At 65.4% G+C, this 18,099-nt stretch carries 21 protein-coding genes and 1 riboswitch; of the genes, 13 read left to right on the top strand and 8 right to left on the bottom strand.

From position 1 onward, the window contains the following. The first annotated feature begins 1 nt into the window (after window position 1). A complete protein-coding gene (locus ACSBQT_RS01765; RefSeq protein ID WP_410710260.1) occupies window positions 2-1,408 on the top strand; it encodes an ATP-binding cassette domain-containing protein in 1,407 nt (468 codons plus the stop codon). 39 nt (window positions 1,409-1,447) lie between these two features. Here the strand turns inward: ACSBQT_RS01765 and ACSBQT_RS01760 are convergent, their stop codons facing one another. Next, complete coding sequence (locus ACSBQT_RS01760) at window positions 1,448-1,738, bottom strand: YrhK family protein (RefSeq protein WP_410710259.1); 291 nt, start codon at window positions 1,736-1,738, stop codon at window positions 1,448-1,450. 109 nt (window positions 1,739-1,847) lie between these two features. Here ACSBQT_RS01760 and ACSBQT_RS01755 point away from each other — a divergent pair, with 109 nt between their 5' ends. The 5 genes from ACSBQT_RS01755 (at window position 1,848) to ACSBQT_RS01735 (ending at window position 4,982) form a co-directional block, all read left to right on the top strand. Continuing rightward, window positions 1,848-2,489 carry a hypothetical protein gene (locus tag ACSBQT_RS01755; protein WP_410710258.1) on the top strand — a complete coding sequence of 214 codons (642 nt, stop codon included), beginning with the start codon at window positions 1,848-1,850 and terminating at the stop codon, window positions 2,487-2,489. Window positions 2,490-2,549: 60 nt separating this feature from the next. Then, entirely contained in the window at window positions 2,550-3,122 is a 573-nt protein-coding gene (locus ACSBQT_RS01750; protein WP_410710257.1) for a DinB family protein, read from the top strand. 13 nt (window positions 3,123-3,135) lie between these two features. Next, a complete protein-coding gene (locus tag ACSBQT_RS01745; protein ID WP_410710256.1) occupies window positions 3,136-3,597 on the top strand; it encodes a VOC family protein in 462 nt (153 codons plus the stop codon). An 82-nt stretch (window positions 3,598-3,679) separates the two neighbouring features. Next, window positions 3,680-4,360 carry a PepSY domain-containing protein gene (locus ACSBQT_RS01740; RefSeq protein ID WP_410710255.1) on the top strand — a complete coding sequence of 227 codons (681 nt, stop codon included), beginning with the start codon at window positions 3,680-3,682 and terminating at the stop codon, window positions 4,358-4,360. Further along, window positions 4,353-4,982, top strand: coding sequence for a thymidine kinase (locus ACSBQT_RS01735; RefSeq protein WP_410710254.1), 630 nt, complete (start codon window positions 4,353-4,355; stop codon window positions 4,980-4,982). Before ACSBQT_RS01740 ends, ACSBQT_RS01735 begins: the two co-directional genes overlap by 8 nt. Here the strand turns inward: ACSBQT_RS01735 and ACSBQT_RS01730 are convergent. Then, complete coding sequence (locus ACSBQT_RS01730; protein WP_410710253.1) at window positions 4,979-5,623, bottom strand: mismatch-specific DNA-glycosylase; 645 nt, start codon at window positions 5,621-5,623, stop codon at window positions 4,979-4,981. The genes ACSBQT_RS01735 and ACSBQT_RS01730 overlap by 4 nt on opposite strands. 23 nt (window positions 5,624-5,646) lie before the next feature. Between ACSBQT_RS01730 and ACSBQT_RS01725 the strand changes: the two genes are divergently transcribed. After that, window positions 5,647-6,162 (top strand): SRPBCC family protein, encoded by a 516-nt coding sequence (locus ACSBQT_RS01725; RefSeq protein WP_410710252.1) that lies wholly within the window; start codon window positions 5,647-5,649, stop codon window positions 6,160-6,162. 100 nt (window positions 6,163-6,262) lie between these two features. Here the strand turns inward: ACSBQT_RS01725 and moeB are convergent, their stop codons facing one another. From moeB to thiO, 4 genes are all read right to left on the bottom strand, one after another. After that, window positions 6,263-7,453: a molybdopterin-synthase adenylyltransferase MoeB gene (moeB, locus tag ACSBQT_RS01720; RefSeq protein ID WP_410710251.1), complete on the bottom strand. Its 1,191-nt coding sequence runs from the start codon at window positions 7,451-7,453 to the stop codon at window positions 6,263-6,265. Continuing rightward, window positions 7,450-8,217, bottom strand: a complete 768-nt coding sequence (locus ACSBQT_RS01715) for a thiazole synthase (protein WP_410710250.1) — start codon at window positions 8,215-8,217, stop codon at window positions 7,450-7,452. The genes moeB and ACSBQT_RS01715 overlap by 4 nt, the downstream gene beginning before the upstream one ends. Window position 8,218: 1 nt before the next feature. Next, complete coding sequence (gene thiS, locus ACSBQT_RS01710; protein WP_410710249.1) at window positions 8,219-8,476, bottom strand: sulfur carrier protein ThiS; 258 nt, start codon at window positions 8,474-8,476, stop codon at window positions 8,219-8,221. Further along, the gene (gene thiO / locus ACSBQT_RS01705; RefSeq protein ID WP_410710248.1) at window positions 8,473-9,630 is read right to left on the bottom strand and encodes a glycine oxidase ThiO; all 1,158 of its coding nucleotides are present in this window, start codon (window positions 9,628-9,630) and stop codon (window positions 8,473-8,475) included. The genes thiS and thiO overlap by 4 nt, the downstream gene beginning before the upstream one ends. After that, a riboswitch (TPP riboswitch) is annotated at window positions 9,620-9,723 on the bottom strand. (Overlaps the previous gene by 11 nt.) 11 nt (window positions 9,724-9,734) lie before the next feature. Between thiO and thiE the strand changes: the two genes are divergently transcribed. Beyond that, window positions 9,735-10,418 carry a thiamine phosphate synthase gene (gene thiE, locus ACSBQT_RS01700; protein ID WP_410710247.1) on the top strand — a complete coding sequence of 228 codons (684 nt, stop codon included), beginning with the start codon at window positions 9,735-9,737 and terminating at the stop codon, window positions 10,416-10,418. After that, complete coding sequence (locus ACSBQT_RS01695) at window positions 10,415-11,380, top strand: ketopantoate reductase family protein (protein ID WP_435000723.1); 966 nt, start codon at window positions 10,415-10,417, stop codon at window positions 11,378-11,380. The genes thiE and ACSBQT_RS01695 overlap by 4 nt, the downstream gene beginning before the upstream one ends. Here the strand turns inward: ACSBQT_RS01695 and ACSBQT_RS01690 are convergent. Further along, a complete protein-coding gene (locus ACSBQT_RS01690) occupies window positions 11,334-12,557 on the bottom strand; it encodes a DedA family protein (RefSeq protein ID WP_410710245.1) in 1,224 nt (407 codons plus the stop codon). The two genes, ACSBQT_RS01695 and ACSBQT_RS01690, sit on opposite strands and share 47 nt — an antisense overlap. Window positions 12,558-12,710: 153 nt before the next feature. Between ACSBQT_RS01690 and ACSBQT_RS01685 the strand changes: the two genes are divergently transcribed. From ACSBQT_RS01685 to ACSBQT_RS01675, 3 genes are read left to right on the top strand one after another with little or no spacing between them, the layout of a single operon-like run. Then, window positions 12,711-13,907 carry a sensor histidine kinase gene (locus ACSBQT_RS01685; RefSeq protein ID WP_410710244.1) on the top strand — a complete coding sequence of 399 codons (1,197 nt, stop codon included), beginning with the start codon at window positions 12,711-12,713 and terminating at the stop codon, window positions 13,905-13,907. 29 nt (window positions 13,908-13,936) lie between these two features. After that, complete coding sequence (locus ACSBQT_RS01680) at window positions 13,937-14,596, top strand: response regulator transcription factor (RefSeq protein ID WP_139467405.1); 660 nt, start codon at window positions 13,937-13,939, stop codon at window positions 14,594-14,596. Next, window positions 14,593-15,846 carry an alpha-hydroxy acid oxidase gene (locus ACSBQT_RS01675; RefSeq protein ID WP_410710243.1) on the top strand — a complete coding sequence of 418 codons (1,254 nt, stop codon included), beginning with the start codon at window positions 14,593-14,595 and terminating at the stop codon, window positions 15,844-15,846. Before ACSBQT_RS01680 ends, ACSBQT_RS01675 begins: the two co-directional genes overlap by 4 nt. Before the next feature lie 7 nt (window positions 15,847-15,853). Here ACSBQT_RS01675 and ACSBQT_RS01670 read toward each other — a convergent pair whose 3' ends face one another. After that, window positions 15,854-16,462 carry a TetR/AcrR family transcriptional regulator gene (locus tag ACSBQT_RS01670; RefSeq protein ID WP_410710242.1) on the bottom strand — a complete coding sequence of 203 codons (609 nt, stop codon included), beginning with the start codon at window positions 16,460-16,462 and terminating at the stop codon, window positions 15,854-15,856. A gap of 119 nt (window positions 16,463-16,581) precedes the next feature. On the opposite strand from ACSBQT_RS01670, the gene ACSBQT_RS01665 reads away from it, so the two are divergent. Continuing rightward, window positions 16,582-17,994 carry an FAD-dependent oxidoreductase gene (locus ACSBQT_RS01665; protein ID WP_410710241.1) on the top strand — a complete coding sequence of 471 codons (1,413 nt, stop codon included), beginning with the start codon at window positions 16,582-16,584 and terminating at the stop codon, window positions 17,992-17,994. Window positions 17,995-18,099 lie beyond the last annotated feature (105 nt).

The following is an 18,099-nucleotide window of genomic DNA, read 5'->3' as shown; positions in this document are numbered from 1 at the left end:
GATGACCGTTGCGATCACGGACGCGTGGTTCACCTATCGTGGAGAGGATGCTGCCGCGCTGAGCGGAATCACTTTCGGCATCACTGGTGGAACCAAGACCGCAGTGCTCGGACCGCTCGGATCGGGAACGTCGACTCTCTGCCGCCTGTTGGCCGGACAGCTCGTCTCCCGGGGAGCCCTGACCGGCACCATCGACCGGCACGGAACCGTGGCGCTGCTCGGCGATGACCCGGAAGCGCAGCTGAGCGGAATGACCAGCCACGTCGGTGACGAGTCGCAGCTGGCGTGTCGACTGCACGGGTATGACCCGGCCGATGCCCACCGCCGCGCCCGGAACCTGCTCGAGCTCCTCGGCGTCGGAGACCTGTGGAACCGACGGCTGGACACGCTCTCCGGCGGGCAGAGGCAGCTGGTCGCGGTGGCACGGATCCTCGCACCCGGTCCCGACCTGCTCGTTCTCGACCAACCAGCAAAGTCCTTGGATCCGCAGATGCGTGTGCGTCTGGCGACAGTGCTGCAGGAGTTCTGTGATCGGGGAGGGGCCGTGCTCATCACCGGTCATCAGACTGACGAACTGACCCGGATCTGCGAAGAGATCCGCTTCCTCGACGCAGGTCGGCTGCAGACGGCGACTCCCACGGCTCGATCCGGCGGGATCTGGGACAGCCGCCCGAACGATGAAGCGACCCTCTCGGCGATGCCGAGGTCACTGGCAGATCCGCTGCTCACCGTTCGCGACCTCACCGTGGATCGGGGAAGCAGCCGCATCCTCGACGGCCTCGATCTCGATCTGCGGCCCGGCGAACTCACCTCAGTCACCGGAGCCAACGGGGCCGGCAAGTCCACGCTTCTGCGGGCCCTCCTCGGCCTGCTCGACCGGTCGGCGTCCGTGACGGGCACGATCACGGTCAGCCGCCTCGGCGAGATGATCCGATTGGACACCCTGCCCGCCCACGCACGCAGTGCTCACCTCGGATGGGTGGGACAGGATCCGGGCCTGCAGCTCTCCGCCGCCACAGCGGCACGCGAACTGCTCCACGCCGTGCCGCTGCCGCCGCATCGACGGCGAGACCGAAAACGAGTGCGCAGCCATCGCCAGGCAGACGCAGACTCCGTCCTCGCCGAGGCGGAACTGACCGAGGTCGCCGACGACCATCCCTTCGACCTCGATGTGGCCAGGCGCAAAGACATCGTCATCGCCTCGGCGCTGATGACCGAGGCGACGGTGCTGCTGCTCGACGAACCGACGATCGGGCGCGACCACGCGGCAATGACCCGGCTGAACGCGATCATCGAGTCGTTCCTCAACCGTGGCGGTGCCGTTCTGGCGACGACACACGACCAGCGCTGGGCGAACGAGTTCGCGCACCGCAGACTGCGGCTGACCGACGGGCGAGCCCGGTCATGATGGAATGGCGGACGGATACTTGAGAGCGGATGACAGCGGTCAGTAGTCGAAGGAGTCGTCTCCGGCGGCCGCGGGGCTGCGCAGCCTCTGCAGGTGCAGATGCCTGATGAGGCGGATGACCGGGCGAATGAGCATCTCGACACTGCCGATGACGAACAGCCAGGTTCCCGAATAGGTCAGAGTTTCGGAGAAGAACATGAAGCTGCCGATGAGGAACCACAGGCCGATGAGCACATCATTGGCGATGCTGATGACCTGGTAGCGCTGCCGGATGACGAGTTCCTCCCGTCCGATCCGCAGATGAAGATCCGGATTGTGCTCGGTCAACACTCTCTCCTTTCCGCTGAATCCTTCTCACATCGAGCCTACCGCCGGCGTCCGGGCACGGACTCCGACCGGGGACGAATCTCGTGTCAGGGGCTGCACCTACCGTGAGGACATGGACCAGAAGTCGAAACCAATCGATTCCCACGCTGCCGAGTCGTTTGACCGTCACCTGCCGATGCCATGGGACGAGCTGCTCGCCGCTGTTCGTCGATCCCCGCAGCTCTCCGCCGTGGAGGCGGCCCGCACTGTGAGGCAGCGGTCCGATCTCACGACCGACGGTCTCAGTACTCTGCCCGCGGCGAGCCCACCCACCTGGGATGGACTGCACACAGCCATCAACACGCTGCACCGGAAGAACCTGCTGCCGGACGACCTTCCGCACACCCGCAGCCCCTCCGTCATGCTCACCCATCTCCTCAACGAACTCGCCCTCATCTTCACCGGCCACCGCAGGCTAGGGCATGACCACGGTGCGGCGTCGGCCGAGCCGAGGAATGAGGGCGCGCAGGTGCGTTTCGAAACCGAGTGCATCACCTGGCTCATCACCGGACGACTCGGAGTGAGGGCCGCCGCGACAGGATCACTCAAGGGCTATCTCAAACACGGAGAGCTCATTCCCGAGTTCTCACGAGACCGAGTGCTGCAGACCGTCGACACGATCGAGGGACTCTTCGGAGGTGCGGTCGCCTTCGGGACCACGATCCGCGAGGAGATGCCCAGCTTGTTCGAACTCGATGGCAGCCTGGCTGTCTGAACCCTGACAAATCATCCGCGACCCTGGTACTCAGCCACCCACCGGAGCAGAATGACCACCATGTCCACCTCACCACAGCGTTGGAGCATTGCCACCGTCTACCCCGATATGTGGGTCGATCCCGACGACGATCCCCGCAACTCCGACGGACACAGTCCCGACGGAGAACTCGCCACACTGCTGAGCTACCTGCACGACTACCGGCTGACTCTCAATCTGAAATGCCAGGGGCTCACCCTCGAGCAGATGATGAAGCTCTCCGTCCCACCGTCGACGATGTCGCTGCTCGGGTTGGTCCGACACATGACCGAAGTGGAGCGAGACTGGAGGAATTGGATCACCGACGGCGAACCCGAACCCCCGATCTACGGGAGTTCGGACGACGCATTCGACCTCAGCGATGCTTTGTCCCATCCCGACGAAACCGTCCTCACCGATGCCTTCGCCCGGCTGGAACAGGAACAGGTCGCCACTGACGCCGAAGTCAGCAGACACGACGACCTCGGCACACACGTAGGCCGAGAAGACATCGCGGTGCGCGAATTCCTCGTCCACCGCATCGAAGAATATGCCTGCCACTGTGGTCACGCTGATCTGCTGCGTGAATGCATCGACGGCAGAACCGGACAATAGGGAGCCACCGATCATGAGCCGAATAATCCAGGTCACCGTCGACTGCCACGATCCCGAAAGGCTCGCCCGCTTCTGGGCCGAAGTACTCGGCTACATCATTCCGGGTCCTCCCGGAGTGAGACTCGGTGCCGACGACGATCCCCTCGTCGCTTGGAAGGAGTTCATCGCCGGTCTCGGCATCGAACTCAGCCCCGAGAACATGCGTGCCGCCATCGAAGACCCTGAACAGGTCGGTCCCCGGGTCTTCTTCCAAACGGTGCCCGAGCCCAAAACGGTGAAGAACCGCGTGCACCTCGACGTCCGTGCCGCTCCGGGACTTGACGGCGATGAGCGGATGGATGCACTCGAAGCAGAATGCACCCGACTCACCGAACTCGGAGGCGCTCGGTTGCGCCGAGTCGATCCGGACCCGCCATTGGAACACGGCTTCATTGTCATGGCCGACCCCGAAGGCAACGAATTCTGCCTTGACTGACCACCAGAATCGAACCGTTGCCCAGATGAGATTGTTCTCAGAAACCACTGGTGAGAGGCGTTCCCTTGCTAGCGTGGCGGCCATGAAGACGAATCGCATGGCAATGAGTACAGCGGCCGGACTTGCAGCACTCGCTCTCGGCCTGGCCGGGTGCGGCGGAAGTGATTCCGGAAACGGAGGCGATGAGGCGCAGGACTCGCCCGCGGCAAGCGAATCGGCCGAGGCCAGCCCTGCCGGAGGCGAGGACCAGAGTGGCGACGACCAAGGCGACGACGGTGATGAAACCAAGTCGGCAGAGGAATCGTCCGGGAAAGGCCTGAGCGCCGGCGCCGACCTGAGCAAGGAATCGCCGGCCATCAGTGCCGAAGACGCGATCAAGACAGCCGAGGAGGAAGTCGCGGACGGAATCGTTCACGGCATCGAGCTCGACTGGGACGACAAAGACGGGGCTTGGCGGTACGAAGTATCCATCCTCGACGGAAACACCGACCATGACGTCGAGATCGACGCGGAGACCGGGAAGATCGCCGAACACGAGCAGGACTCGACCGATGACAAGGAGAAGGCCATCGACCTCAACGACCCTTTGACCTTCGACGACGCTCTCAAACGTGCCCAGAAGGAAGCCGACGGAAAGCTCGTGAGCTGGAAACTCGAATTCGACGACGGCAAACAGGAATATCAGTTCGACTTCGAGAACGGCGGCGAAGACACGGAAGTCACCGTCGAAACCGATTCCAAGAGAGTCAGCGTCGATGACTGACACCGGTCGTCTCACGGTCATCGCCGGACCCATGTTCTCCGGAAAATCCGAAGAGCTCATGCGCAGGGTCCGGCGGGCCACGATCGCTGGAATCGATGTCCTCGTCGTGTCCCACTCACTCGACACTCGCTCGGACATCTCCACGATCACCTCCCACACCGGGGTGAACATCCCCGCAGTTCCGCTCGGAGACGTTTCATCCCTCGCCGAGGCGGCCCGACAGAAGGACTATGACCTCATCGCCATCGATGAGGCGCAGTTCTTCGGCCCGGAGCTCGTCCCCGCCGTCGAGGACCTCCTCGGACGGGGCCTCGATGTCATCGTCGAAGGACTGTGCGTGACCTTCGACGGGCAGCCGTTCGAACCGCTGCCCAGCTTCATGGCCGTGGCTGAGGAGGTCCTGAGACTCACCGCGGTGTGCACAGTCTGTGGGAAGGACGCTGTGTTCCACCAGCGCTTGGAACAGACGGAGAGCTCGAACGGATCAGACGCAGCACAGACAGCTCAGTCACCCGAGGCGACTCTCGCCGCGACAGCGATCGATGCCAGCCATATCGGTGGGCTGGATGCCTATGTCGCTCGTTGCCGCCAGCACTTCACCGGAGCCGGCCCAAGGGCTTAGCCGTCGATGCTGTTCCAGACCTCATTCCAGATTCGCGCGAGGTCTGGTATCTGATAATGGGCGTTGAGGCCGCTCGGCTGCGGAACCACGTGCAGCGCGACCTCCGCCGGCCATCCCTCGATCTGCGTCGTATCCTGCCGACCGAGTTGAGCCTTCGGCACCTGAAAGCCGGTGCGGAACGCTGTGATCCCGGCGATTGCGACCGCTCGGGGCCTGATATCGGCAAGACGCTCGACGAGGTGGGTCGCACCTTCACGCAGCTCTTGCCGGGAGAGTTCGTCGGCCCGGACAGTGGCTCGCCCCACGAGGTTGGTCAGACCGATTCCACGACTGAGCAGCTGCAGTTCATCCGCAGGCTCCAACCCACACGAGGCATCGACCTGGTGATCGGTGAGACCCGCCTGGTGCAGAGACGGCCAGAAGCGGTTGCCAGGTCGTGCGAACGGCGCATTCACTGCGGCCGTCCACAGCCCCGGGTTGATGCCGACGATGAGCATCTTCAGCCCGGAGGAATCGCTCGGCAGAATATCGTCGATCGCATTCGGGTCGTCCGTGGCGAAAGCCGCAAGATCGTCCTTGGTCGGTTTGCGACCGCCCAGAGGGGATGGCCGACGATTGCTGACGAAGTTGTCCTTACTCACATCTTTCACACTACCGTCGGACCATGAGCTACGAGCATGTGACCCCGCAACCCGGAGAGTCCGCACCCTTCCATTTCAACGACCGCTGGATCACCGACGCCGGCATCGAATCGGTGTGGGCGGTTCTGGAACAGGTCGATGAGTGGCCCGGGTGGTGGCCGGGACTGACAGCAGCCGAAAGGGTCGGGGCCGCACAGGCTGACGTTGATGCCGCCGATCTGCCGGTGACCCCAGGCAGCCGAGCCCGCCTTCTGGTCCGAGCGCCGATCGGGTGGTCTCTCCGCTTCTCCATCGAAGTCGACGAGGTCGATGCACCCCATCACATCCGGTTCCGGGCGGAAGGTGACCTCTGCGGCGAAGGCCGCTGGACTCTGACCGCCTCCGAGGGTGTGACGACAATCGATTCTCTGTGGTGTGTGACGACGAGCAGAACGATCATCAGAGCGATGCGACCGCTGTCCGGACTCATGCACGGAGCTGTGATGAGAGCCGGCGAACGGGGACTCCGTCGGCGACTGTCAGGACTCAACCGCCACTGATCCGAACCCCTCAGGTCACCCGAAACTCGAAAACGACGCCGCCGGTGACGTTAGTTTCGAGTTTCGCGTGACCTGAGCTCGTTTCGCGCTGCCGGAGGCTTCAATCCTGCTCGGCCCACGCATCGATGCCCCCGGCAAGGGAACGCAGACGGACTCCGGTCGGGACCGATCCGGACAGAATCCGGACGGCCTCGGCCGATCGGGCCCCGGACTTGCAGTGGAAGACGATGTCGACAGGCGCCTCCGGCCGGACTGAAGCACCGACCAGCGACTGGAGCGCCGGCCACCCGCCGTCTCGGAGGCCGCCGAGGGGCAGGTGGAGTGAGCTGGGGATGGCCGCCAGCTCACGTTCCCAGTCCTCCCGCACATCGACGACGAGCACATCGTCTTCGACAGACAGGAAATCGGCGACGTCGATCTCATCCGGGCCAGGCTCTGCCACGCCGTCGGCGTCGAGGTCCACAGCACAGGCGGCAGCCACTTCGGTGAGGTCGGTGACCGGGGGACGGTCGGGATCAGGGGAGAATCGCAGGGTCGAGTACTCCCCGGTCAGCGCTTCATAGCGCAGGAGCCGACCGATGCATGGGGCACCGATGCCGCAGATGAGTTTGATCGCCTCGGTCGCCATCGCCGAGCCCACGGTTCCGCACAGCACTCCCAGGACCCCGCCCTCCGCGCAGTTGGGCACCGAATCGGGTTCCGGGATATCCGGGAACAGGTCGCGCAGCATCGGCCCGTGACCGGGAACGAACGTGCTCACCTGACCGGCGAAGCGGAAGATCGTGCCCCACACCAGCGGGGTGCCGGTGAGTTCGGCGGCATCATTGGATAAGTACCGGGTGGCGAAGTTGTCCGCCCCGTCGAGCACGACATCGTGTTCAGCGAAGAGACCGAGCGCATTCTCCGGGCTCAGCCGGTGCTCGATCGTGCGCACCTCGAGGTTCGGATCGAGCCGGTGCAGGGCATCGGCGGCAGAGGCGACCTTCGGTCGGCCCACATCGGCATCCCGGTGGATGATCTGGCGCTGCAGGTTCGAGGCCTCCACCACGTCATCGTCGATGATCGTGATCGACCCGACCCCGGCGGCCGCCAGATAGTTGAGGACCGGGGCCCCGAGACCGCCGGCCCCGATGACCAGCACCGAGGCGGCCCGCAGACGCCGTTGTCCCTCGAGTCCGAAACCCGGCAGGCTCAGGTGCCGGGAGTAGCGTTCCAGCTCCGTCCGGGACAGGGATTCCACGGGGTCGACGAGCGGAGGCAACGATGTCGGAGTGGTGGCAGCGGCGGTCATTGTGCTGCGACCATTCCGTCGAACGGCGATGACGCCAATGCCAACGGTCGTTTGGGAATCCTCCCGGCACCGCCAGCGAGATGCCCGGCCTCGACGGCCAAAGCCATCGCCCGGGCCATGGCGTGAGCATCGTGGGCGCGGGTGACGGCCGAGGCCAGAAGTACCGCGGTGCACCCGAGCTCCATCGCCAGAGCGGCATCGGAGGCGGTGCCGACACCGGCGTCGAGGATGACGGGCACCTGTGCACGGGAGACGATGGTCTCGATGTTGTGAGGGTTGAGGATGCCCAGCCCGCTGCCGATCGGAGCTCCGGCCGGCATGACCACAGCCACACCGGCGTCCTCGAGACGTTTTGCCAGGGCCGGATCGTCGTTCGTGTAGGCGAAGACCGTGAACCCGTCGAGGACGAGTTCCTCGGCTGCGGCGAAGAGTTCGATGGGGTCCGGCAACAGGGTGTCCTCATCGGCGATGACCTCGAGCTTCACCCAGTTCGTCTCCAGAGCCTCTCGAGCCAGTCGGGCGGTGAGCACGGCATCCCTGGCCGTATAGCAGCCGGCCGTGTTCGGCAGCACCCGAATACCCAGACGCTGGAGCATGGTGAAGACCGAGTCCCGGGACTCAGCGTCGAAACGGCGCATCGCCACAGTCGTCAGCTCGGTTCCCGAAGCCACGAGTGCGTCTTCGAGGATGCTCAGGGAACTCGCCCCTCCCGTGCCCATCACGAGGCGAGACGACATCTCCACATTATCGATCGTCCAGGTCATCTCAGCCTCCCTGCACAGCGGTGACGATGTCGACGGTGTGCCCATCGGCAAGGGTGAGAGAGGACCAGGTGCCGCGACGGATGACTTCACCGTCGACGGCCAGGGCGATGCCCAATCGTCCACCGTCGGCCGCTGTCCCATCGGGATTCAGTTCCCGTCCGGTGACCTCGGCGACGAGGTCGAGCGCCGAGGTGGCACCCGACAGCTCATGGCGATCGCCATTGAGGACGATGGTCGGTGAGTGGTCGCGGTCGGTCATGAGATGCTCCTCATCGGGTAGGCAGTGGTGTGTTCTGTGGTGAAGCGGTGCGGGGACACGGACTCGAGGGCCCCATCGGGGGACCAGCCGGAATCGACGCCCAAGGTGATCTCGGCGCCGAGCCGGCCACCGAACGGGGCCAAGAGGATGCCGTGGCGGAAATACCCTGTGCTCACGATGCAGCCGGGATCGATGCGGCCGATCATCGGCAGATCGTCGGGCGAGCCGGGTCGGGCACGGGTGGTGATATCGGTGATCTCCGCGTCGAGGATTCCCGGGACCAATCGCTGCCCGTCGGCGAGCAGTCGGTGGAGCGCCCCGGCCGGAGTGCCGGAGAGTCCGTCCTCACGCGAACTGGCACCGAGCACGATCTCGCCATCGGGGCGGGGGACCAAATAGACGGAGCGACCGTTGACCAGCCCGCGGATGGTTCGGCTCAGCAGCGGAGCCGCCTCGGCGGGGGCGCGCAGTCGCAGAACATCACCCCAGACCTCACGCAGAGGCAGCTGTGGGGCACCGACGATCGCGGACACAGCGCTGCCGGCGCAGATGACCACCTGATCGGCCTCCAGCCGGCGGCCGTCGCCCAGCTCGACTCCCACAGTCGTATCGCCGTCCTTGACCAGTCCGGCCGCGCGCTGGCGAACGAAGCCACCTGAATCAGAGGACAGGACAGTCAGCAATGCGGCAGTGAGCCGACGGGGGTCGATCGAGTGATCGCCTGGAATGTGCACGGCCCCGGCCACGGCAGGCGACAACGACGGCTCAACCCGGCGGGCAGCGCTGCCGGTGATGAGCTCGGTGGCGAAACCGGATCGGGATTGTGCATCGCGCAGCTCCCGCAGAGCTTGCAGATCAGCTCGGTCACCGGCGCACACCAATGTGCCGGCATCCGAAAAACCGAGATCGCTGCCGGCGGCGCTCGCCACCTCGGCGGAGAACTGAGGATACATCTGCGCGGAGGCCCGCATCAGCGGGTACAGGGGAGTCTGCCCCCAGACCACCTCGGCGGCGGGAGCCAGCATCCCCGCAGCAGCATGGCTCGCACCCTGGGCGGGCGCAGGATCGATGATGGTGACTTCGGCGCCGAGGCGGTGCAGATACCAGGCCGTGGACAGGCCGATGATCCCGGCGCCGACGACAATGACTCTCACAGCTTCTCCCTCCGGCGGCATGATCCGCATCAGGTCTGACGGTCGGCTCTTACGCCCTCTCAGCCTCGTTGGGAGGCTCCCGCGAACTCCTCTACTCTATGACCATGACCACACAGATGCCACCGCGCACCGCAGCGCGGCAGACGAAAAGAGCCTGGAGAGAGGCCCGACTGGCGGAGGCGAAGCTCTACCTGTGCACCGATGCCCGGACCGGTCAGGACGACCTCGCCGAGTTCCTCGACGCCGCCTACCGTGGGGGAGTCGACATCATCCAACTGCGGGACAAGAGCCTCGAGGCCCGCGCCGAGATCGCGGCCTTGGAGGTCCTCAAAGATGTCGCCGCCGATCACGACAAGCTCTTCTCAGTCAATGACCGTGCCGACGTCGCGCTGCTGACCGACGCCGACGTCTTCCACGTCGGTCAAGGCGACCTCACCAGTGCTCAGGCCAGGGCCGTGCTCGGACCCGATGTCATCCTCGGTCGCTCGACGCATTCCCGCGAGCAGGCGCTCGCCGCCGAGGCGGACCCGGAGACCGACTATTTCTGTGTCGGGCCGGTCTGGGAGACCCCGACGAAGCCCGGCCGTGCTTCTGTGGGGACGGCTCTGCTGACCGCCACCGCCGCCAAGGCGGCCAAACCGTGGTTCGCGATCGGTGGTATTGCGACCGGGGAGAGGCTGGACGCGATCCGTCAGGCGGGCGCGAGGCGTGCCGTCGTCGTCCGTGCGATAACCTCGGCTGAGGATCCCGCTGCGGCCGCGCGGGAGCTCAAGGAGGAGTTGGAATGACCCAAGCAGCTGACAGCGCATCCGACGGAATCAGCACTGGTGCCGACCTGTCGATTCTCATCGCCGGGGCGGGGGCCACCGGCGGAGCGTTCGGCACCTATCTGCAGGAGGCCGGACGTGATGTCACTTTCCTGCTCCGGCAGGCACGGGCGGAGACGGTCCGCGCGGAGGGACTGCGCTTCACTGCACCCGGTGATGATCGGACGAATCAGGTCGATGTCATCACCGCTGAGGAGCTCGCAGCCGCACCACGAACTTTCGACCTCGTCATCGTCGCGGTCAAAGCGGGTGGACTCGACTTGGTCATCGCCGATATCGGACCGGCTGTCGGCGAACAGACGACGATCATCCCGTTCCTCAACGGCATGGCTCAGATCGAGAAGCTGCAGAGCAGATACCCCGGACAGGTGCTCGGCGGGTTCGTCAAGATCGTCGGCACAATCAGGGACGGAGCTGTCGTCCAGCTCACCGACATGGCCGTGATGACTATCGGAGATCTCCACGGCGCTGAAGTGCCCACACGCATCTCCGAAGCGCTCGATGTCCCCGGTTTCAAACTGCAGACCGTCGACGGCATCATCGATGGGCTGTGGGAGAAATGGATCTTCATCGCCGCGGCGGGAGTCGTCACCTGCCTGTTCCGCGCCCCGGTCGGAGCGATCATGGAAGCCGGCGGCAGGTCGCACGTGCATGCCATCGTCGATGAGCTCGAAGCCGTGGCGGCTGCGGCCGGACACTCGGTGTCGGAAGCCTCCCACACCATGACAATCAAGATGCTCACCGAGGATGGTTCGGCCTTCACCTCATCTCTCTACCGGGATGTGACGGCAGGGCTGCCGAGCGAAACGGAGCACATCCTCGGCGACCTGTCGCTCAAGGCGGAGGAACTGGGAGTGGCGACTCCGCTGCTCGACCTCACGCTTGTGCAGCTGCGGGCAGGGGAAGCCCAGAAGCGGCTCTGACTTCGGCTGTGCCCGTGCGCAGCATCGCCAGATACGGCTCCTGCGGCTGAGTGTGTTCGACGTCGGACGAACCGTGCGCGGCGGTGAACGTGACCATGGGGACGCCGTCGACATCATCGAGGACGAGCAGCGTCTCGTACCCGCCCGGACCCAGCGAATGGGAGCTTCCTGTCGGCAGGTCGAAGACGAGGCGTTCCACCGGACTGTCCGGTTCGGGTGGGCGGTGCATCTCCTGTGCCGCCACATCGGCGAACTGTTCGGCGGTGATGAGGTAGGCCTTGGCGGGGGTCGGCCCCGGGACGGAATGATCGTAGAAGGCCATGCCGCCGCCCCACACCTTGGACTCGCCGGCGAAGTAGATCGTTCCGGGCAGTTCGATCCCTGCCTCGGCGCGGGGCAGTGTTCCGTCCCTGGCACCGGGGTAGGTCACCATCGCCCCGGGCGGTCGCCCGCCCTGCAGATAGCAGGAGAGCCGATCGCGAGCCATGTTCGATCCGTAGCTGACGTACCACACATATGTTTGAGACATCCCTGCCATCGTGACATCTCGGTCTTGGAATTTGGTGAACCGGTGACGTGCGCGTCCTCTGCCGCGCCGGCGCAATCGGCGGACGAGCTCGGCGCTGCCGGTGATGGCCAGGGCGATGCCGATGCCCACGGCGACTCCGAGCAGCGGCCGGTCCTCGAAGACCATTCCCCCGATGAGTCCGATCACCGTCGAATAGAGCGCCCAGGCGAGGCTGCCGATTCCGTCCCAGAGCAGGAAGGTGCGGATCGGGAACCCGAGCAGACCGGAGCCGATGGTGGCCAGGCTGCGGCCCCCGGGAACGAATCGGCCGGCGATGAGCACGGTCCCGCCTCGGCGAGAGAAGACCGTGTGGGCGGAGCCAAGCAGGTTGGCGATGCGAGTCCACCGCCGCCATCGGCCGACCCCGGTCGCAGCGAATCGGCCGACGAGGTGAGCTGCCAGATCCCCGAGGAGAGCCCCTCCGGCAGCGGCGAGGACGAGCCCTGCCGGGTGAGGGTGCCCCATCGCGGCGAAGGTTGCAGCGGTGATGAGCAGGGTCTCCGACGGCACAAGCGGCACGAGCGAGTCCAGTGCCGCGGCCACGGCGATGAGCAGGTACACCCACGGAGAGGTGAGGGTGGCGGTGAGCAGCTCGAGTGCGAGATCCATACTCATCCACGCTAGGCACAAGGCGGCAGGGCCGGTACGCGGTCGGGCGCACGGTCAGTGCGGCCGACCGGCAGCCGCCATTGCGGAAAACCGGAATCCGGGAGTGCGGCCGAACCCCTGGGAGGCGGCGACGGGCGTTGCTACGATCGACTTATGCCCTGGCCGAGCGCGCTGTCCACCCGCCTTCCTCCTGAAGTACGGATGTTCACCGCGCGGTGGGCGCGGTCCGTGCTCGCCGTCGTATGGGGCGGTCTGCTGTGTCTGCCGCTGCTCATCGCCTCCGTGCTTCCGCCCACTTCACGCATGGCCGCGAAGGTGCGGAGCTGGGAACTCGCTCGGCATTCTCGCGGGTTCGGACTCGTCCTCGCCGACGAGCCGACCAAACGTCGATTCCTGCTCGGCAACGGCCTGGTCGCCGCACTCGCCATCATCCCCACCGCGAACCTCCTCGGCGGCTTCTTCGTCGTGACTCTCGGATCCCTCTTCCAAGGATTCTTCATCGGGGGAGCTGTCAACATCGGGTTCGATATGTGGTCGATCTCCCAACCCACGCTCTTCGTCGGTGTCCTCTATGGGGCGGCGAACCTCATCGGCGCCGTCGCCCTGGCCGAGGCGGCAAGTTGGGCACATGGTCGCATCGATGCGCGTTTCGTCGAGGTGGAGCGTCCCTTCGCCGTGTACACCCGCATCAGCGAGCTGCTGACGACCCGCCGTGGAGTCGTCCTCGCCATCGACGAGGAACGACGTCGGATCGAACGGGACCTGCACGACGGCGTACAGCAGAACGTCGTCTCTCTCTCCGTGCTCATCGCCCGAGCCAGGCGTGCCTCTGACCCGGCGAAGTCCCAAGCGCTGCTCGACGATGCGCTGGTTCAGTCCCAGGACCTCATCGACGAGATGCGCGAAGTCGCTTGGCGGGTCTATCCCACAGCGCTGGACGAACATGGTCTGAGAACCGTCCTCGAGAGGATCGCCGGTCGCAGTCCCATTCCGCTGACCCTTGTGACCGTGCCGGAAGGCAGATTTTCACCCGCAGCGGAATCCGCCGCCTACTTCGTCGTCCGTGAAGCCGTCACGAATGTCGTCAAACACGCCGAGGCGACCGCGATCACGGTGAGCATCGTCGCCGAGGCCCGGACCGCGTTGACCGTGACCGTCTCCGACGACGGTGTGGGCGGAGCCGATCCGCGCGGGGGAGGGCTCCAAGGGCTCACACGGCGGGTCGGAGCGCTCGACGGGAGTCTCGAAGTCGACTCCCTTGAGGGCGCAGGCACCACAGTGACCGCCCGGATCCCGCTCGGGACCGACGCACAGGACGGCAGCACGACGAAGGAGAAGAGACAGAAGTGATCACGACAGAAGTCCAGCCAGAGAACCGGATGCGCGTCGTCCTCGCCGATGACGCGGTGCTGCTGCGAGAGGGTGTTCGCAGTCTGCTCGAAGACGAAGGGATCAGCGTCGTCGCGTCCGTCGGAGACGGAGGGGAGCTGCTGCGGGCGGTCGCCGAGCTGCGGCCGACCCTGGCGATCGTCGATGTGCGGATGCCTCCGACTCACACCACCGAAGGACTGGAGGCGGCGTTGGCGATCAAACGTCGCTTCCCGGATATCGGAGTCCTCGTCCTCAGCCAGTACGTGCTGCGCGAATATGCGACCGAGCTGCTGAGCACCGAATCAGTGGGCGTCGGCTACCTCCTGAAGAACCGGGTGACCGACATCGACCGGTTCCTCGAGTCGGTACAGCGAATCGCCGAGGGCGGTACGGTCATCGACCCCGACGTCGTCCGGCAGCTGCTCACCACCTCGGAGAGGCAGAACACGCTGTCGACCCTGACCCCGCGCGAGAGTGAAGTGCTCGAGGCCATGGCCGAAGGGCTGTCGAACCGGGGAATCGGCGAACGCCTCTTCGTCTCGGTCAGCTCCGTCGAAAAAGCGATCAGCTCCATCTTCGATAAACTCGGCCTCCAGGCAGGAGAGACCACGAGCCGCCGTGTCGCGGCAGTGCTCGCCTACCTCAACCGAGAACGAGGAGAGAGATGAAGCGCCGACTGCCCGATCTGAAAGAACTCGCCCCCTTGCTGCAGTTCGACCTGCCCCGACTCGACCGGGTCGCAGCCAGATTGGAGTCGGCCGCAGACACCTGGGACCTTCGCCTCATCGCCAAGCGCGTAACACCGACCGCGCCGTTCGACTATGTCGACGGTGCCGCTCTGGACGAGCGGACCTTGGCGAAGAACCGTGAAGCGCTCGGCAACGTTGAGCTCCTTCCGCGCATCCTCCACGGCGTCGACGCGCCGGATACGTCGACGACGATCGCCGGTGCCCGGGCCAGGCTGCCCTTCGGCATCGCTCCGACCGGCTACACCCGCATGATGCACTCCGAAGGCGAGGTCGCCGGAGTGCGTGCCGCAGCCAAGGCCGGAATCCCGTTCTCACTGTCGACGATGGGCACGACCTCGGTCGAAGACGTCGCACAGGCGGCACCGGACTCCACCCGGTGGTTCCAGCTCTACCTGTGGAAGGACCGGCAACGCAGCCTCGACCTGATCCAACGAGCCGCCGCCAGCGGATACGAGACCCTGCTGGTCACCGTCGACACTCCGATCACCGGTCAGCGTCTGCGCGATCACCGCAACGGTCTGACGATCCCGCCCCGGCTGACGCTGGGAACCATTCTCGACGCCTCCTACCGTCCCGGCTGGTGGTTCAACTTCCTCACCACCGAACCGCCGAAGTACGCATCGCTGTCGAACACCTCCCAGTCCCTGGCGGAGATGACGAAGACGATGTTCGATCCCACCCTCGACCTCGATGACCTGCGATGGATCCGTGAACAGTGGAACGGACGGCTGTTCGTCAAGGGGATCCTCACCGCCGAAGATGCCCGGCGAGCTCAATCCATCGGAGCCGATGGACTCGTAGTGTCCAACCACGGCGGCCGCCAGCTCGATCGGGCTCCGGACTCGCTGACCTCACTGGCCGAAGTCCGTGCAGAAGTCGGACCCGAGATGGAGCTGATCTTCGACTCCGGGATCATGTCCGGCACCGATGTCGTCACCGCGCTGTGCGCCGGAGCCGACTTCGTGCTCATCGGCCGGGCGTACCTGTACGGGCTCATGGCCGGAGGCCAACGCGGAGTCGAGAAGGCAATCGAGCTCATCGGACAGGAGATCCTCACCGCCATGGGGCTCATGGGAGCCCGCAGCATCGCCGACCTCGGTCCTGACCTCGTCCGCGGGCTGCCTCAGGCACCGGCCACGGACCGGGAGCTGCGGACCGACTCTGTGTGAGCCTGTCTCAGGCACTCAGCAGACGCGTGAGCAGTCTGAACTGATGGGTTGAGATCTCCTCCGGGCCGACTGCTGCGCTATCGCTCTCCGTGAGGTGCAGAGCCCGTTCGTCGAAAGTCCGGAGAAGCGAGAACACTGCCGTGGTCTGGAGCTCAAGCGGACACTCAACATCGATCGCCGCGGCCTCACGCCCGACGATGAGCACAGCGCGCACCCATTGTTCGACCCGATCGGCGAGCTCCCGGACAGCGAGGCTGTCCGAATTCGCGTAGACGATGTGCCACAGGAATGTGAGCTCTGTGCTGCCGGGCCACGTCTGCGCTATGTCATCCCAGACCTTGCGCGCACGGTCCCAGAACCCGTCTGCGAAGCTGCCCGGGTCAGGCGGGGCCCAATACCGGCCGGCTGCTGCAGCGAGATCGGTGACGACGAGGGCGAAGAGGTCGTCCTTCGAGTCGACGACATGGTAGAAAGAGCTCTTGCTCATCCCGCAGGTGGTGATGATGCGATTGAGCGATGCCTCCTCGAACGTCCTCGAAGCGAATTCTCGCGCGGCGGCTTCGATGAGCGCAGCACGCTTCTCGGGGCGCATACGCGCCAACGCAGTCTCGGACACGACGTCAGTCTAGCAATCCTCGGCACCCTTCTGGACCATGTGGTCCACTCGGTGCTACCGTGTGTGGACCAGTCGGTCCACAATGGCCTCGGCAAATCGGTCAGACGGGGAGTCCACGCATGATCATCGCGGCAACGGTCAATGAGCAGCTGAAGCACGTGAACACGAACGAGCCGCGCATCCTCATCGTCGGAGCCGGAATCGCCGGAGTAACCCTGGCGCAGCTGCTCCGGGGTCGCGGGATGCACCCGATCCTCATCGACCGGTCGGCCGATTCCGGCCGGATGATCGGTGACAATCGTGCCGGATATATGCTCGCCCTCATGCCCATGGTCGATCCCCTCATCGAAGAACTCGAGTGCCGGGTGGCCTACCTCGAAGCCAGCGTCGGCATCGATCGCTATATCGCCCATGCACATACCGGGAAAGTCCTCCGACAGGACCACCTCGGTGATCTTCTGGCCCACTTCGGCGACTATCGCGGAATCTCCCGCTCGGCGCTGCTCGACGTGCTCACGGGCGGGGACTGCCCGATCGCCTTCGGCACCACAGTGACCGGTCTGTCCGACGACGGCGGCACCGTGACACTGGCCCAAGCGAGCAACGGCGGACAGCGCTATGGAGAGCAGGAACAGAGCCGTGGCCAGGAAGAAGTGCTCGAATTCGATGCCGTCGTCATCGCGGACGGAATGAATTCCCGCACCCGCAGGCTCGTGTCCGCTGGGCCTGCCGTGACCGCCGAGTCCGGCTCAGGTAAGACTGCCGCTGTGGTTTCCGGGAGGCCCTCGTCAGAGTCCGCTGTGGACACGACATGGGGCGGATGGGTCTGCTGGGCCGAGGCCGATGACGATCAGGGCGCCGTCGATGAGATATGGGGCGATGGATTCTTCCTCGGCATGTATCCGGTCAAGGGCGCCATCGGAGTCTTTCTCGGCTGTCCCGACGCCCGGCAGTCGCTCGGCCCCCGGCGGTTCGCCGCCGAGGTCCGCAGTCGACTCACGGTGATGACTCCGCGGATCGACGCCTGCCTCACCGCGGTCGAAGAGGCCGAAGCGACGTTCTTCTGGCCGCTGCGGGATTCTCGGGCGCAGCGCTGGAGCCGTGGTCGCACCGTTCTGCTCGGCGATGCGGCGGCCGGATTTCTCCCCACTGCAGGAATCGGCGCCGGAATGGCGATGGAATCAGCCGGAGTGCTCGCCGAAGAGCTCTCTGCCCTGACGACTGGGCCAGGTGCAGTTTCAGGCGGGGGCGTCCGAACCGGGTCCTCAGGCGCTGCAGGTCCAGTCGTAATCCCATTCGAGGGCGGTCCAGACGCAGCTTCCTCAACGGTCGCCGCGCTCGAACGCTTCGAGACCCGCCAGCGGTCGCGAGTCGAAGCCGCTCATGACAACTCGCGGTCCCTGGCGCGACTGATGCTCGGCCGGTCCCGCCTCCTCGCCTTCGCCCGCGACCAGGCGTTCCGCTTCATCAGCATCCGCACCGCGCTCAAACCGATACTGCAGCTGCTCGAATCTCCGCCGAAGAGGATGTGACCCTCCTCCCACCCTGCATCCTCATCGGCCGCGGACGCCCCCGATTGTGGTAGGAATGGCCAGGGTCCTCGTGCACGGACCTGCCGAACCACGAACGAGGATGAC

The sequence above is a fragment of the Brevibacterium sp. H602 genome, assembly GCF_051172395.1.
GTDB lineage: Bacteria > Actinomycetota > Actinomycetes > Actinomycetales > Brevibacteriaceae > Brevibacterium.
Note: the sequence above shows the minus strand (reverse complement) of the source record. Positions and strands in the feature narration are given on the sequence as shown.

Bases quoted from the DNA above. Each gene is read 5' to 3' on its own strand.
- thiS (WP_410710249.1), bottom strand. From the start codon at position 8,476: ATGACCGACCGCGACCACTCACCGACCATCGTCCTCAATGGCGATCGC.
- ACSBQT_RS01755 (WP_410710258.1), top strand. From the start codon at position 1,848: ATGGACCAGAAGTCGAAACCAATCGATTCCCACGCTGCCGAGTCGTTT.
- ACSBQT_RS01665 (WP_410710241.1), top strand. From the start codon at position 16,582: ATGATCATCGCGGCAACGGTCAATGAGCAGCTGAAGCACGTGAACACG.
- thiE (WP_410710247.1), top strand. From the start codon at position 9,735: ATGACCACACAGATGCCACCGCGCACCGCAGCGCGGCAGACGAAAAGA.
- moeB (WP_410710251.1), bottom strand. From the start codon at position 7,453: ATGACCGCCGCTGCCACCACTCCGACATCGTTGCCTCCGCTCGTCGAC.
- ACSBQT_RS01735 (WP_410710254.1), top strand. From the start codon at position 4,353: ATGACTGACACCGGTCGTCTCACGGTCATCGCCGGACCCATGTTCTCC.
- ACSBQT_RS01695 (WP_435000723.1), top strand. From the start codon at position 10,415: ATGACCCAAGCAGCTGACAGCGCATCCGACGGAATCAGCACTGGTGCC.
- ACSBQT_RS01765 (WP_410710260.1), top strand. From the start codon at position 2: ATGACCGTTGCGATCACGGACGCGTGGTTCACCTATCGTGGAGAGGAT.
- ACSBQT_RS01680 (WP_139467405.1), top strand. From the start codon at position 13,937: ATGCGCGTCGTCCTCGCCGATGACGCGGTGCTGCTGCGAGAGGGTGTT.
- ACSBQT_RS01715 (WP_410710250.1), bottom strand. From the start codon at position 8,217: ATGACCTGGACGATCGATAATGTGGAGATGTCGTCTCGCCTCGTGATG.
- ACSBQT_RS01725 (WP_410710252.1), top strand. From the start codon at position 5,647: ATGAGCTACGAGCATGTGACCCCGCAACCCGGAGAGTCCGCACCCTTC.
- ACSBQT_RS01690 (WP_410710245.1), bottom strand. From the start codon at position 12,557: ATGGATCTCGCACTCGAGCTGCTCACCGCCACCCTCACCTCTCCGTGG.
- ACSBQT_RS01685 (WP_410710244.1), top strand. From the start codon at position 12,711: ATGCCCTGGCCGAGCGCGCTGTCCACCCGCCTTCCTCCTGAAGTACGG.
- ACSBQT_RS01750 (WP_410710257.1), top strand. From the start codon at position 2,550: ATGTCCACCTCACCACAGCGTTGGAGCATTGCCACCGTCTACCCCGAT.
- ACSBQT_RS01740 (WP_410710255.1), top strand. From the start codon at position 3,680: ATGAAGACGAATCGCATGGCAATGAGTACAGCGGCCGGACTTGCAGCA.
- ACSBQT_RS01675 (WP_410710243.1), top strand. From the start codon at position 14,593: ATGAAGCGCCGACTGCCCGATCTGAAAGAACTCGCCCCCTTGCTGCAG.
- ACSBQT_RS01745 (WP_410710256.1), top strand. From the start codon at position 3,136: ATGAGCCGAATAATCCAGGTCACCGTCGACTGCCACGATCCCGAAAGG.